Source organism: Metabacillus rhizolycopersici, from assembly GCF_020075705.1.
Genome location: NZ_JAIQUM010000100.1, coordinates 1 through 13,736, shown reverse-complemented (window position 1 = coordinate 13,736; position 13,736 = coordinate 1). Strand labels below are relative to the sequence as shown.

Below are 13,736 nucleotides of genomic sequence, written 5' to 3'. Positions count from 1 at the left end.
CCCTTGTGGAATAGTTGGTTCAGCATATCTCCCGTCCTTGACCAATTGAGCAATAACTCTGGCATCTTTTACATCGTTTTTAGTTGGTGAATTATCATCTAATTCCTTACTTTTCTTTACGTGTAATGGATTAACTGCCACAAACTTAATCTTATGTTCTCTAAGCATATAAGCTAAATTAAACCAATAATGACCTGTTGGCTCCATACCGACAATCACTTGATCCATCGTTTGAGCTTGCATAAGTTGTGAGATCCAATTAAGAAAATGACGGAATCCTTCTTTTGTATTTTCAAAGTAACAAGGTGAGCCAAACTCTAACCCTCTAAAATCTTGAGCTCTGGCTACATGTTTGAATTTGGCAATATCTACTCCGATAATAAGTGTTTTAGGGGTAATTTGAGCGATTTTCTTATTTTGGTTATAATTCATGATAGGCCTCCTGGTCACGATAGATTTGTCCTTTTCGCTGGCCAGCTTCGGGACACTTTAATCATACCAAGAGGTCTTTTTGATACTCAAATCTCATTTTCATTCATTACAGGAATGCTGGCCCTAAAATGAAAATAAGCGCTGATCCTTTCTACAGGAAAGCGCCCGATTGCGGCAGATAAATATTACTACATAAAAAAATCATCTTTATGTTAGTTACTATTCTCTAATGTAACAACAACTAGATCTGGTCTATTAAATATTCTAAGAAGTATTGGGTTATTACCTAACCCTCTGCTTACAACCATTGTAGCATTTCCCTTTTGAAACAAACCTCCATTATATTCAGGAAATAAGCCCTCAGTTGTTAAAATCCCCCCCACGAATGGTAAACGTATCATTCCAGCGTGTGTAGACAACCTATTCAATAAATACTACCGTGGAACGACTACTCGTTCTTCCAATCTTGGATCTGGTCTAGGCATGGCCATCGTTAAAAATCTAATTCTTGCCCATCGTGGACATATAAAGGTCGAAAGTGAAATATCAATTGGAACAACCGTTCAAATCTTCTTGCCATATATGATTGATGATAATGTATAGTAGATTCTTACGCCTATTTGCCGAGCTTGAACACGCTTTTTCTTACTAAACAGAGTGCTATTCGACGCAGGGGGAGCCTTTCAGAGTGTTACCTCCTCATTCGACTCCTCGACATAACCCTTCAGTTTTAGAAATCTAAAACTGTTTAACCTTTATCAAAATTGTGTGACCACATTTCATTTGAGCCAGGAACATTTCGCACCAGCAATCGCTCCCTATTCTTGGAGATTAATATTATTATGTAATTTGAAGCTTTTAATGTGAAAATTATCTTCTTTTTATAAAAAATTTTTCGGTTTTTCGTATAAACCACTTCAATTATAAGGTTATTTTAATCTTACCATGAAGGAAAATACACCTATTAATAAACCAACTAAAGCCATACCAAATGCACCTAACTTGTTTTTGTCTTTTATTAAGTAATAGGCGTACCAAAAACTATAACAAGAACCGAACAACACGACAACCCAGAATATTATTTTCATCATTAATCAATCACCTTTTTTATATCGGATTCCTTTAATTGCTTACCGAATCCGGTAATTTCTATATCCATTGTTACATCTATATCCGCGAAAGGATAATTTTTATTTGTCCAGTCCCATTCTTCATATTCTTTGACAGAACTAAATAAAGGACGAGCATATAATGACCAATAAAAAGGATCTGACTTAAATTCTTTTTGGGTTTTTTCAATAAGCTTCTCTGCATTCTCTTTCATTTTGCTTTCTAGTGCTGTTTTTAATTTTTTTTGGTTTTCAAAATTATTACTATAATTAATCAAACTAGGAACGGATAAAAGTTTAATCTCAACTGGGTATTTCACATCTATTTTAGGGGGAGCACCCTTTCTTAACTTGATTTTCACTTCGGTTTTGTTTGATTTTTTTAATCTCACGCCAATTTTATATTTTTTGTTCAATGGATCAGGAAAGCTTGAAAACATATCCCTGGTGATGGAAGTATTATCAAGCATTCTAATGATTCTCGTTTCTTCACCTGTAAACTTACCAATCATTTTTCCTTCCTTAAAAATTGCCGAACCAATAAGTTGTACAAGATTTTCCCCTTTTATTGGAACTTGCCCAGCTATATATTGATCTTCATCTTGAAAACCACTTTCATTTTGATTTTCATTTACAGAACCGTACATAGCAAGAAAAAGATCCGCATCAGCATCAGTAATTGCAAAGAACCTGTTAATAGTTGACTCTGGTACTAATCCTGTTTCGGTCGCACGATCAATTAAAAAACGATAGTATCGGTGGGGCCTTATCATCATTTCAGGTTTATTCTTCATAATAAATTCAGATGCCTTTCCTTCTGTAATAATAAGGTTCGTTTCTCTTCGAACCTCTCTATCTTTAGCAGTAGTACTTAGAATTCGATAAAAAGATTCTGTTTTAGCTAACTCTTCAGATATGATCAATACATTATTATGACTAAATGAAACTTCCCTTGTTACAACTGAATTTGCCATGTTTCTGGCAGTTACAAGGTCTGGAGCAGTCAAGGTTAAAATATCCCTCCTTTCTGATTCTCCTGAAGGTGATGCTCCTTTTATATTTAGCTTTGGATTAGAGAATTGAAAAGTTACGTCAACTGCTTGTTCTTCATTAATATCAATCCCCTTCGGAAGATCCATTCCTATCGCTACTACATAAGAACGCTCCTCCACTTCTTTTTTATCCCAGCAGCCAGTAAGCACTAAAAGCAGAGAGCACGTAAGCAAAAAAGTATCCATCCATTTCATCTTGCCCTTACCTCCCTCATTTTGATTACTGCCCAAAGCAACGGAGGTAAAAATAATAATAAATATTTAAAGTAGATTACTGTATAGTCTCTTATGGCAAACACAATAACCTCATTGTTTTCAGGTATCATGGCAATCATCAATATTAAAAAAGTAATAGGTATGACGGTATGTTCGAACTCTTTAATATGAAATACAAACCCGAATATTTTACAGACTAAATAGATATAAACGGTAAACTTTATGAAAACAGCTATAAGCCAAAGCGTAATAAAAAATGTTTCTACATTGGTAATAGCCCTTCCCAACGAAACAAACCGGATGGCTTCATTAAAGGGAAATGTAATCTTTTCTACGCTTCTATAGTCAAACATCCATACATACGATAGGTACATTAACACCATAATGAAAACAGTAAATAATAATGCACTAAATAAACTTCTCGTATATGTTTTATGATCTTTCACAAACGGGTACATCATGGCCAATATGATTGCATCTCCAAACAAAGAGGTGTAGTTAAAACTTGCTTTTGCTATTTCCCATTTACCAGTACCAAATAGAGGAAAAATCCTAGCAAAACTCGCTTCCTTTAGCATTAAAAAAAATAAAATACCTAGTACAATCATTAGATATGGAAAGGTCATCCATGTAACTGAAGCAATCGATTCCCAGCCCTTCTTCGCCCCCCATATACAAATTGTTAAAAAGCATAGGTATATGATAAATAATGGTGTATTAGGAAAATTAATTGTGATCAACTGAGTCAAATAACTCCTAGAGTCTGATGCAGTATTTGTTAATGTAAAAAAAAACATGATAAAAGAAATGATAAAAGCTAAAGGTTTTCCAAGTGCGAGCTGTGTGATTTCCAGTATGTTTTTCGATTGATACTTTTTTAATACACTATTTAATATGATTATCGATGGTAATATGAGTAAAAAAGAGCCAATCACAATCATCCATGCTGCATTGAGACCATCTCCCAAAAGCAAAACAGTACTCATATCAGTAGACTTTGTACTTATTGCAATAACAATTATTGCAAAAAATTCTCTGAACCCCACTTGATCTTTTTCGTATTTGACCAAAATACCACCCATTTTCACTTATTTTGAACTTTATCTTTAATTAAATCCTTTGTTTTTGTAAACCCAGGTCTCATGCGTTCATTTGTCAATAGTTTTCTGAATATTGTATCCTCTGATGACTTGTATTTTGGCGTAAGTGGTGCTAAATAAGGTACTCCGAAACTTTTTAATGTTGATAAATAAATTAAACACACCATAAAACAAACTACCATTCCAAATATCCCTAATAAGCCTGCACCTAAGAGAAAGCCAAACCTTGCTATTCTGACCATGTAATTTAAATTCACATCACTAATCGCAAAAGAGGATAATCCTGACAGTGCCACTACAATGACGACAATTGGACTAACAACATTCGCTTCAACAGCGGCTTGCCCTAAAATCAATGCTCCAACAATACCAACTGTTGGACCGATTGGAGTAGGGACCCTTATCCCAGCTTCACGTATCAGTTCAAAAGCAATTTCTAGCAATAGCAATTCCATTATTGCAGGCATTGGCACCATTTCTCGTGCACCTGCGATGGCTAGTAATAAATCTGTTGGAAGCATCTCTACGTGAAAATTTGTAATAGCAATGTATATAGAAGATGTAAATAAGGTAATAAATAATGCAATCATACGAAGGATTCTGGTGAAATTACCATATATAAAACGTAAATAATGATCATCCCCAGTGTGATAAAAAGACCAAAAAGTTGCTGGTGTTACCAATGCAAATGGAGAATTATTCATTATGACAACAACATGCCCATCCTCTATAAAAGATGCCGCACGATCTGGTCGCTCCGTTTGTAAAATAGTTGGAACTAAACTTCTTTTTCTATCCTCTATGTGTTGTACTAATAGGCTCAAATTTTGCACAGCATCTTTTTTTATCGCTTTAATCCTACTTTTCACTTCACTCAAAACATCAATGCTTGCTAATTCCTTGTTGTAGACAATGAATACTGCATTGTTTGAGCGTTCTCCAATTGTTATCTTTTCTACCGTAAAGTCTTCACTGTGAATTTTTTTTCGAATAAGGGAGATGTTTATATCTGCTTTTTCAACAAACGATTCCTTAGGTCCAAATAATGTCGTTTCGTTTTGAGGTTTTTCTACGCTTCTGCCTGCTGCCTTTGCTGTATGAATGATATAAGATTTGACTTCGCCCTCAACTAATAATAGGGTGTTCCCTGTGTTCAACTCTTTAATGGCTTTGTCTACTTCTTTCTCCTCGCTGACAGCACTTACGCTAATCGATGAAGGCACATCCTGAATGACATTATCGTTCATAATCAATGGTTTAATAATTTCTTCATCAATCAACTTTGCATCAGTCAATGATGGAATATAAAACAAAGCAACTTTTTTCTCAATCTTATTTACAGTAAATTCCCTTATCACGAAATCAATGTTTATAGGGAATGAATAGAGTTTTTTGATTTTAATAATGTTATATTGTAAATCACCAGAAAAATCGTTCCCCTTTTGAGGACTTAAATCATCGAGTAATTCCTGACTCATTTTAGGCTTATTTACTTTTCCTTTATTTAAAAATGGTTTTCTCATTTTGTTTTAACTCCTAAAGTGGGTGTCATTTTATGAACGTTAGAATACGAATACTGGACTTAACTTTATGTAAAAAGGTTTCACCTAGTTTATTCTTTGCAAAAAACCTTTTATTATGACTGTAATTAGATAAGTTAGATAGACTATCTATAAAAAATGAACTGTTCAAAAGTTGCAGTTGATCAGCATCTAGTTTGTTTCTTTTAACTTATTTTCTTCTGATATTGACTACTTTTTTCTCTTCTAAACTTGTGATCTTTAAATAGATTTTTGCTTTACTAATGGATGGGTCACTAATGACTAATTCCTGCCCTCATCGTTGCAAAGTCTAATATATTTTTCTTTCCTAAAAAATAAGGCGTACCTGTTACATATTTCGAATAGAATGTACAAGCAGGATGTTATTTAAGGGAGATGTTGTTTAACATATGAGTATATTTATCAGTTATTTATTCCTAGGAATATCGCTTGCTGCACCAATAGGACCTATAAATACAGCCCAAATTGACAAGGGAATAAAAGGCGGTTTCTTCCATGCATGGCTTGTAGGTTTAGGTGCAATGGTTGCAGACGCAGTTTATATGATACTCGTTTATCTCGGGGTTGTTCATTTTCTAGAAACACCGTTTATGAAAACATTTCTATATTTTTTTGGCTTTTTTGTACTTGTTTATACGGGAATAGAGAGCATAATCGGCGCTGGAAAAATAGCTGCTAGTCAAAGGCAGAGAAACGAATCTCTTTTAAAATCCTTTTTATCCGGTTTCTTTATGTCTCTTTCAAGTCCTTTAACGATCCTCTTTTGGATCGGTATTTACGGTTCTGTTTTGGTAAACACAGTTGCTTCATCCGGTATGAATCAACTTGTACTCTACAGTGGAACAATATTACTGGGAGTACTTTTATGGGATGTAACAATGGCTTGTGTAGCTAGTGGCTTTCGCAAATATTTAACAGAAAAAATTCTAGTATGGATCTCCATCTTTTCCGGATTATCATTAATTGGTTTTGGGATTTATTTTGGCATAAATGCTATTCAGATCTTGCTAAGTTAATTTATTAAGCACAAATGTTCGTTTTATCTACATACAGCAAGCACGCGGCGTAATGGACCGCGTGCTTTTGCTTTAAGCATATTTAAGTTTACTTTTCTTTTTCAGGCTTTATAAAGAGAAACACGATAATTAGGGCAATAAGACTACCCCCACCCGACACATAAAAATGAGATGATCTGAAACAGACATCATGTAGGCATAGGTAGGTGGGCCCGTAGCAACACCAAGAAAACTCATTGCACTATAAAAAGATGTAATCGTACCCCGTTCTTCCTTGTCAATCCCTCCCGTAATTAAGGCATCAAGACATGGGAGTGCGATTCCAATTCCACTAAAAACCAGAAAAATAAGTAAAAAGATAAACGAGTGCTGTAGACTTAATGCAACAAATGAAAAAGCTAGTGAACCCATTCCACGAAGCAATGAATCAGTTAAATGGAATAATAGTTGCTGATTTAGGCAAAATAATGACTAGCAAGTATATTCAATTTCTTAGACCCGATTTAGGGTCTTTTTAAGTAATAAATTAAGTAGCTGATTTCCTAATGAAGTAAAGAATAATTACGACTAGATTGATTAACCACAATGCTCTAATCTTCAATAGATTTGAAAGGTTAAGAGCAAGATAGATAAGATTAACAATGAGAGGTGATATTCATGGCAAAGAAAAAGTCTGAACAAATCGGGACAGATGATGCAGTCATTCTCATGTTTTTAAATTTAGTAGAAGAAAACGGGATTGAAATTCCAATTACTCTCTCTGTTAGTGGTGCAGTCATTTCAGGTACTCTAATAAATGCAAGTACCTATTATGCAGAGATTACAGAATCATCCAAGTTACCGAATACCACGATATCAAAAATTATGTATAAAAATTTTAGTGATTTGAAAGAAGCTTACGCAAAACAGAAACAAGAGGAAGCGGATAAAGAAGCTAAGAAGAATTCACTAACTTTTATTCACTTAAAAGATGTTAAATATCTAAGTACAGGCGTTCAACCACCCCCCTCTAGCAGCAATTGGTGGAGAGGGAGAATTTCTTCGATAGACGGTTTTTCATTTGATTCTCTTGTCTGAAAACGAGCATTGCTTTTTAGATATTGAAGTTTTCAGGCAAGTATACTCCTGTTTGTTTTCAATATACATAATCAAATCATGTACCTAGTTATGGAGGTATTACATGAGTAGTTCCTGTAGTTCTGGTCAAACATCAAAAAAAGGTTCAAATGAGAGTGATTTAAAATGGTGGCAGTTATCATTAATCGGTGTAGGCTGTACCATTGGAACAGGTTACTTTCTAGGTTCAAGTATCGGAATAGGAATAACAGGACCCTCTATTGTTTTTTCTTTTATTTTAGCAGCAATCGGAACTTATATTGTATTTAATGTATTGGCACAAATGACTGCTGAAGATCCCCAGAAGGGTTCATTTTGTTATTATGCCAGGAAAGCATACGGACAATGGGCAGGATTTAGCTGTGGGTGGAACTATTGGTGTTCAAATATTCTTATCATGGGTAGCCAATTGACAGCTCTTTCTATCCTTTCACGTTTTTGGTTCCCTAATGTTCCGTTGTGGGTTTTTGCAACAGGTTACGCTATTATTTCAATCATCGTTGTTTTAACAGGTACAAAAGGCTTCGACAAAATTGAAAACATTTTGGCCATCGTTAAATTTTCAGCTATTATCATGTTCATTATTCTCGCCATTACTGCTCTGTTTGGATGGATAAGTGGTAATGCCGAACAGCCTGACTTACCCACTAAAGGCAATGAACTATTCGCTGAAGGGTTTAATGGCTTTTGGGCATCTCTCATTTATGCATTTTACGCTTATGGAGGAATTGAAGTTATTGGCATTATGGCGATGCAGCTTCAAAAGAAGGGAGATGCTCCAAAAGCCGGAAAAATTATGCTCCTTGGATTGACTGTAGTTTATGTATTATCACTAGGACTTGCGGTTATAATGGTATCTCTTGGCTCGTTTCATGAAAAGGAAAGTCCTTTTGTAACAGCCTTAGCAGACTATAATCTTACCTTTTTTCCTCATGTTTTTAATGGGGCTATTATTATAGCGGGTTTTTCAACAATGACTGCGTCTTTATATGGAGTTACAAATCTGCTTGTAACATTAGCTGAAGACGGAGATGCTCCTCCTCTATTTTCTAAAAAGGGTAAAAAATTCAAAAACCTTCCTATCCCTTCTTTGGGACTTGCGACCGTAGGTTTATTGGCATCTATTATTACAGCTTTGCTTCTTCCTGGAAAAATTTACGAATATATTACAACAGCAGCAGGAATTCTGTTGTTGTACAATTGGTTTTTTATCATTATTTCTTCATTTCGTATTCTTAAATATAAGTTGTGGAATAAAATCCTTGCTTTTATAGGACTGGCATTGATCCTAGCTGCCATAAGTGGAACATTACTTGAAAAAGAAATTCGCCCTGGTTTCTTTGTAAGTTTACTATTTGTATCTATTATCTGTTTGGTGTGCTTAAGAATGAAAAAAGTCTGGAAAAAATCCAAGAGTCAGATTCGGTATTATTAATAACAAGGATACTGAACCTTAAACTAAACTTAATAATCCAGATTCGTCTTTTAGAGAGGTTAACAGGAAATTGCATTACACTTTCGAAACTTATTTCATTATGAATAAAATGAAAGATTTTAAAAAAACTAGTAATTGAATCATCATAAACAGAAAAGAGAGTGCTTTGATGTACTATATTACAAAGAGGAACTAATTAACGCAATTACACCAGACAAACCAGATCCTGCAGCCGCAAAAGTATTACAGGAAATATTAGGTGGTCACTTTGGTGAAATGAGAACAGTGATGCAGTATTTCTTTCAGAGTTCAAATTTTAGAGGTAAAGACACTCAATATCGTGATTTGCTTCGTGGTGTCTTTTTGGAAGAGATTGCCCATGTGGAACTTGTCCAAAACACAATCAATCAATTATTAAATGACTCAGGGGAATCTGCAGTTCCCGGAAATGCAGGGGTTGATCATGCACCTCTTGACGAAGCTGCTAAAGATGCAAATCCACACCATTACATTATTGGCGCACAAGCATCACTCCCGGTTGACGCTAGTGGAAACCCTTGGAATGGCTCATGGGTTTATAGTCATGGGAACCTTATCAGCGATCTACTAGACAACTTAGTGCTCGAATCTACAGGAGTCCTACAGAAAACCCGTATCTATGAAATGAGTTCCAACAAAACATTCAGGGAAACACTTGCATTTCTCATTGTAAGAGATAACGCTCATCAAAACGCTTTTGCAAAAGCCCTCGAGACTTTAGGTGTCGATTGGGGTAAGCTTTTCCCTATTCCAAATTATGATATAAATAAATATCCGGAATGTAGAAAGTTTGTAGATATGGGTTACCACAATTCTCAATTTAACTTTAGGCTAGACCCGACAAGAATAGGTGAAATATTTCAAGGACAAACACCAAGTCGGAATGGAGGCAACCTTGCTGTCACAGAACCTCCCAAAGGCTTTCCTGTTCCAACACTTCCGGAAATGCCCAATGAACATAGCCCTGGAACAGGTGACATGAATTTTTAAAACCTAAGTAATTTCACTCAGGTTTTTTCTTTAATACACAATTTGTTATATCTTTAGTTTAACCAAAAATAGGGTGAAAACATTGATTGATCAAACCGAGATTTTCTTCATTCAATGAACCATGATTATAATAAAGTTTGATTAAAAATGTTCTATGTAAATGAGTGAGCATCTAGTAATTAGTAAATTAACATTGAAAAATAGTAAAGTTTACGAGCTTGTTGATTCATGTACAACTGCTCGAGGTCGGTTGGCTCTGTACCATTGCAAGCAAAGAATGTATATGAGAATAATATCAATGACGTCCCCACCATAATACATTAACATGCTTCCTAATTCTGCTTGTTCTAAGGGAACGTTACTAGGTGGATGATTATAGATGTACTTAGATAAGATTCCGTGGCCAGCTAAAGCAATCACCAACACAATTGCACGGTAGACGAAGCTAGTTCGATGTGGTGTTGGGTCAATATAAATCATAGACACAGTAAAGAGGTAGCCTGCAAAGAATACATGTAAGTGTACCAACACATGTAGAATAATATTCCGCTGTATCGCCCCGTATAAGTCAGTCGTATAAAGTACCCATAGTCCTCCAACATTGAGGAAAGATGCCATAATAGGATTGCTAAGAATACGCACTGGCCAACTTTTCAGAATGCGTGATAAACGTCGCGCTGAATTTACATTAAGTGTTCGAAGGACAAGAGTCATTGGTGCAGCTAGCACTAGAAGAAGTGGAGCAAGCATTCCAAAAAGTAGATGACCAAGCATATGCGCTGTGAAATCAATATGAGCACGATTCGCTAAGGGCCCGACAATAGCTGAAGATGCGCAGAGAACTCCGAAAACCCAGAAGGCAGTACGATATAATGGCCATCGTTTGTGACGACGACTTGATAAAACCGTAGCAAAAATATAAATAATCAATGTCATCACAAACAGTAACACTAGGATAAGCTCGAAGGAATTTCCACTACCATGATGATTGTGGTCATTGTTCATTTATGCCTTCCCCTCTCGCTAGTTGTGATTCCTTTCGTGTCCGAAATACGATTATGATGCCGATTACGACCATTACAGCTGCAATTATATTCCATATCAAATCGTAGATAAGTACATTTTCTACATAGCGAATCTGATGTAATCTCATTAACTTGTGCTGGATTATACCATCGTATAACTGGAATGCACCTCCCCCAAGCATCATGCCTCCCCACCACCTTTTCAACCAAAATTCATTTCTGCGACGAAGGTCAGCAACCATGAATAACGAACCTATCGTCGCAAACCAACTAAAAGCATGAAAGAGACCATCTGAGACCAACCCAATATCTGTAGTGGATTTGTCGTAGAAATGATGCCAATGCAATAGTTGATGAAAAATAGTTTCATCTATAAAGGCGACTAAACCTAGTCCAAATAGGATACCCGACCATAGATTGCGGGCCAAGTAAGCAGGGCGGGATGAACAAGCTGAATGACTGATCTTGGTAGTCGGAGGTTTATTCATTAAATCATATCCTTTCCACATATGCACTTTCTTATTGCCCCTCAAGCCCAGTTTATCCAAGATAAATTAGCTATACACATACTCTGCATCTTCTAAACAGGTTGTATTGGATATTATTTAACTCAACTAAAAGATTAGAGAAAGTATCGGGTTCAATTTTGTTTTTAGTATTATTAAATAACTCACATTTCACTAGTTTTTACTTCACATTCTTAACAATTGACTTAATAGAACAAGGAGTTTTGTTTTGCTTATCGTATATTCTGGATTACCGTTTAGAAGCTATATTAAATGGAGTGAGAATCATGATAAAAACTAGTTATGAGGAAAAGATAGCGGAGCTAAAGGTAAAAGGAGAGGTAGAAATACCAATTAACGATTATGACCTATAGTTCTATATTGGGGATATCTTAGAAAGCTTAAATTTGAAACATCGGAAGCTGCTTCTACCAAGAAGTAAAGAAGATCTCGTAAAAAGCATTAATGCTGCTTTAATCATTGCACCAACCTTATTGTATAGTTTAGGAACACTGTTTTTGATCCTGTTTATCATGACAGGTTTCGGTGAAAATAAGTTAATAGATTATATTATTTTTGGTGGATTTTTTCTATTTTTTATGTTTATACCAGCCATTATTCTACAGGTGGTAAGACGGAAATATTGGATTGAAAAACATGCAAGTATCCTAAAAAAGTAGAATACTTGGAAGAAAAAGCAGAGGGGAGATCCCTGCTAATCTCTTTACTTTCGCTATGAAATAAAGTTTGATCAAAAAAATCTCACAAATCAGCATTTTACAATAAATAAAAGAATCCATTTTAAAAAAAGATTGATCAAAATGGATTCTTATCTAGCATATTTAAGTTTCGGTTTTATAAAAAGTTTGATTATTTTCTACCTATGTTGCTCTATAATCTCTCCCTTTTATTGAATAATGATTTAAGAGGTTGCTAGTTTACTGCTGATATAAAATCGTTTGGGCAACTCCAATAAAATACTCTGATTCCACAATAATATGGTTCAAAACAACTTTAGCTGTTGGATTAGCGCTAATAGGTTCACTTTCTTCCATAATTATACGGCAAAAGTTAATAAATTGTTCACTCTGCTGTAAGCAAAAGGAAATAAGCTGCATAATATCTTGATAGAGTGCCTGAGAAACTTGTCCCTTTGAACGATTGACCGTTTCAATATACCTTATTACTCGGTGATGTGCCTTAGCAAATTCCTTTTCCCATTCCTTTAATGCCTTTACATATTTCTGTTCAAGACTTCCTACAAGCTCTCTAATAACAACAGTATGTTCCTCTTCTTGATGTTTCCAAAACTCAGCCTCATCAAGAACACGTAGAGGCATCTGGCTCCCATAATAATACTGCATAATCAATCCTCCACCCTATTTATGTATCATTTACTATATATTCCAAAGGATGTGGAAGTAGAACTTTTAATAAAGGTCTTCCTATAAGAGTTCCTACCGGCAAACTGTAGTTTGCTGGATTCTAAAGTCAACTTAATAACTAGATCTACATGAACTTTTTCATCAAAATATTTACCACCAATTTAATAGTTTGGGAGCACTGACTCAAATTGAAATGAGCATTAGCAAATTTTTTAAAGTCTATAATATAGATTGAACGCTAATCCTTTTTCAAAGATTACGCCCATTTAGTGGAAAATTGTATTTAGCTATCAAACACTATAGGAATATTCTAAAAAAGCCTCCATTACTTCAATAAAAAAATTATTTAAAAAGATCCCAAACTTTCAAGAAGAAGATAAATACCTGTACAAATTAAAAGAATATATGTAAATATTCTAAAAATCCGTTGATTAAGCCTTTTGAAAATAATTTGACCTATAAACAAACCAAAAAATACGATTGGAATCGCATAAAGACTTGATTCCCATATTATTTTGTTAGTTCCAGTAAAGATTATTTGGGTTAGTGAATGACCCCTCCTTATCAACCTTACGGTCTGATTGAAGAAGGGGCTTCCTGATTCTTAGACCGTTGCATAATGGGGGTTCCCACTATGTCTTACACAATCTCCACAGGCGTAGATTATACTGTTCGGACACAACCCTGCCCTACAGTTTGATTGATTCAGTTAGTCGGTCACAAGCAGTTGCTCTAATCCTTTTTGGAGGATAT

15 protein-coding genes and 1 pseudogene are annotated in these 13,736 nt (G+C 35.1%); 6 read left to right on the top strand and 10 right to left on the bottom strand.

Annotation, left to right across the window (positions count from 1 at the left end):
• On the bottom strand, positions 1-432 hold a 432-nt coding region (locus K9V48_RS24600; RefSeq protein WP_224141744.1), incomplete at its 3' end, for an IS110 family transposase.
• Positions 433-804: 372 nt separating this feature from the next.
• Here K9V48_RS24600 and K9V48_RS24595 point away from each other — a divergent pair.
• A complete protein-coding gene (locus K9V48_RS24595; RefSeq protein WP_224141746.1) occupies positions 805-1,035 on the top strand; it encodes an ATP-binding protein in 231 nt (76 codons plus the stop codon).
• 326 nt (positions 1,036-1,361) lie between these two features.
• Here K9V48_RS24595 and K9V48_RS24590 read toward each other — a convergent pair whose 3' ends face one another.
• The 4 genes from K9V48_RS24590 to K9V48_RS24575 are packed head-to-tail and all read right to left on the bottom strand — an operon-like array spanning position 1,362 to position 5,432.
• A complete protein-coding gene (locus K9V48_RS24590) occupies positions 1,362-1,523 on the bottom strand; it encodes a hypothetical protein (RefSeq protein WP_224141743.1) in 162 nt (53 codons plus the stop codon).
• Positions 1,523-2,788, bottom strand: coding sequence for a Ger(x)C family spore germination protein (locus K9V48_RS24585; RefSeq protein ID WP_224141742.1), 1,266 nt, complete (start codon positions 2,786-2,788; stop codon positions 1,523-1,525). The genes K9V48_RS24590 and K9V48_RS24585 overlap by 1 nt, the downstream gene beginning before the upstream one ends.
• The gene (locus K9V48_RS24580; RefSeq protein WP_224141741.1) at positions 2,785-3,879 is read right to left on the bottom strand and encodes a GerAB/ArcD/ProY family transporter; all 1,095 of its coding nucleotides are present in this window, start codon (positions 3,877-3,879) and stop codon (positions 2,785-2,787) included. The genes K9V48_RS24585 and K9V48_RS24580 overlap by 4 nt, the downstream gene beginning before the upstream one ends.
• Positions 3,880-3,893: 14 nt before the next feature.
• The gene (locus K9V48_RS24575; RefSeq protein WP_224141740.1) at positions 3,894-5,432 is read right to left on the bottom strand and encodes a spore germination protein; all 1,539 of its coding nucleotides are present in this window, start codon (positions 5,430-5,432) and stop codon (positions 3,894-3,896) included.
• A 428-nt stretch (positions 5,433-5,860) separates the two neighbouring features.
• On the opposite strand from K9V48_RS24575, the gene K9V48_RS24570 reads away from it, so the two are divergent.
• Positions 5,861-6,487, top strand: a complete 627-nt coding sequence (locus K9V48_RS24570; RefSeq protein ID WP_224141739.1) for a LysE family transporter — start codon at positions 5,861-5,863, stop codon at positions 6,485-6,487.
• A gap of 129 nt (positions 6,488-6,616) precedes the next feature.
• Here the strand turns inward: K9V48_RS24570 and K9V48_RS29765 are convergent, their stop codons facing one another.
• Positions 6,617-6,898, bottom strand: a complete 282-nt coding sequence (locus K9V48_RS29765; protein ID WP_368858307.1) for an MFS transporter — start codon at positions 6,896-6,898, stop codon at positions 6,617-6,619.
• A gap of 246 nt (positions 6,899-7,144) precedes the next feature.
• Here K9V48_RS29765 and gvpU point away from each other — a divergent pair, with 246 nt between their 5' ends.
• From gvpU to K9V48_RS24555, 3 genes are all read left to right on the top strand, one after another.
• Positions 7,145-7,564, top strand: coding sequence for a gas vesicle accessory protein GvpU (gvpU, locus tag K9V48_RS24565; RefSeq protein ID WP_224141738.1), 420 nt, complete (start codon positions 7,145-7,147; stop codon positions 7,562-7,564).
• 103 nt (positions 7,565-7,667) lie between these two features.
• Positions 7,668-9,038 carry an amino acid permease gene (locus K9V48_RS24560; protein ID WP_224141737.1) on the top strand — a complete coding sequence of 457 codons (1,371 nt, stop codon included), beginning with the start codon at positions 7,668-7,670 and terminating at the stop codon, positions 9,036-9,038.
• A gap of 135 nt (positions 9,039-9,173) precedes the next feature.
• On the top strand, positions 9,174-10,067 hold the full coding sequence (locus K9V48_RS24555; RefSeq protein ID WP_224141736.1) for a manganese catalase family protein: 894 nt from the start codon (positions 9,174-9,176) through the stop codon (positions 10,065-10,067).
• A gap of 210 nt (positions 10,068-10,277) precedes the next feature.
• Here K9V48_RS24555 and K9V48_RS24550 read toward each other — a convergent pair whose 3' ends face one another.
• Together K9V48_RS24550 and K9V48_RS24545 are read right to left on the bottom strand one after the other, a co-directional pair.
• Positions 10,278-11,072, bottom strand: coding sequence for a cytochrome c oxidase assembly protein (locus tag K9V48_RS24550; protein ID WP_224141735.1), 795 nt, complete (start codon positions 11,070-11,072; stop codon positions 10,278-10,280).
• Complete coding sequence (locus K9V48_RS24545; RefSeq protein WP_224141745.1) at positions 11,062-11,580, bottom strand: DUF2243 domain-containing protein; 519 nt, start codon at positions 11,578-11,580, stop codon at positions 11,062-11,064. Before K9V48_RS24545 ends, K9V48_RS24550 begins: the two co-directional genes overlap by 11 nt.
• Before the next feature lie 425 nt (positions 11,581-12,005).
• On the opposite strand from K9V48_RS24545, the gene K9V48_RS24540 reads away from it, so the two are divergent.
• A complete protein-coding gene (locus K9V48_RS24540; RefSeq protein ID WP_224141734.1) occupies positions 12,006-12,278 on the top strand; it encodes a hypothetical protein in 273 nt (90 codons plus the stop codon).
• Between the two features lie 258 nt (positions 12,279-12,536).
• Here the strand turns inward: K9V48_RS24540 and K9V48_RS24535 are convergent, their stop codons facing one another.
• Both K9V48_RS24535 and K9V48_RS24530 read right to left on the bottom strand, forming a co-directional pair.
• A complete protein-coding gene (locus tag K9V48_RS24535; protein WP_224141733.1) occupies positions 12,537-12,962 on the bottom strand; it encodes a DUF2935 domain-containing protein in 426 nt (141 codons plus the stop codon).
• A gap of 367 nt (positions 12,963-13,329) precedes the next feature.
• A pseudogene (locus tag K9V48_RS24530) lies at positions 13,330-13,530 on the bottom strand (sulfite exporter TauE/SafE family protein); the annotation flags it as partial.
• Positions 13,531-13,736: the final 206 nt, after the last annotated feature.

What these genes read in the sequence shown, in the direction of transcription:
- K9V48_RS24570 (WP_224141739.1), top strand. Translation starts at nt 5,861, where the DNA reads ATGAGTATATTTATCAGTTATTTATTCCTAGGAATATCGCTTGCTGCA.
- K9V48_RS29765 (WP_368858307.1), bottom strand. Translation starts at nt 6,898, where the DNA reads ATGGGTTCACTAGCTTTTTCATTTGTTGCATTAAGTCTACAGCACTCG.
- K9V48_RS24550 (WP_224141735.1), bottom strand. Translation starts at nt 11,072, where the DNA reads ATGAACAATGACCACAATCATCATGGTAGTGGAAATTCCTTCGAGCTT.
- K9V48_RS24535 (WP_224141733.1), bottom strand. Translation starts at nt 12,962, where the DNA reads ATGCAGTATTATTATGGGAGCCAGATGCCTCTACGTGTTCTTGATGAG.
- K9V48_RS24545 (WP_224141745.1), bottom strand. Translation starts at nt 11,580, where the DNA reads ATGAATAAACCTCCGACTACCAAGATCAGTCATTCAGCTTGTTCATCC.
- K9V48_RS24590 (WP_224141743.1), bottom strand. Translation starts at nt 1,523, where the DNA reads ATGATGAAAATAATATTCTGGGTTGTCGTGTTGTTCGGTTCTTGTTAT.
- K9V48_RS24560 (WP_224141737.1), top strand. Translation starts at nt 7,668, where the DNA reads ATGAGTAGTTCCTGTAGTTCTGGTCAAACATCAAAAAAAGGTTCAAAT.
- gvpU (WP_224141738.1), top strand. Translation starts at nt 7,145, where the DNA reads ATGGCAAAGAAAAAGTCTGAACAAATCGGGACAGATGATGCAGTCATT.
- K9V48_RS24575 (WP_224141740.1), bottom strand. Translation starts at nt 5,432, where the DNA reads ATGAGAAAACCATTTTTAAATAAAGGAAAAGTAAATAAGCCTAAAATG.
- K9V48_RS24585 (WP_224141742.1), bottom strand. Translation starts at nt 2,788, where the DNA reads ATGAAATGGATGGATACTTTTTTGCTTACGTGCTCTCTGCTTTTAGTG.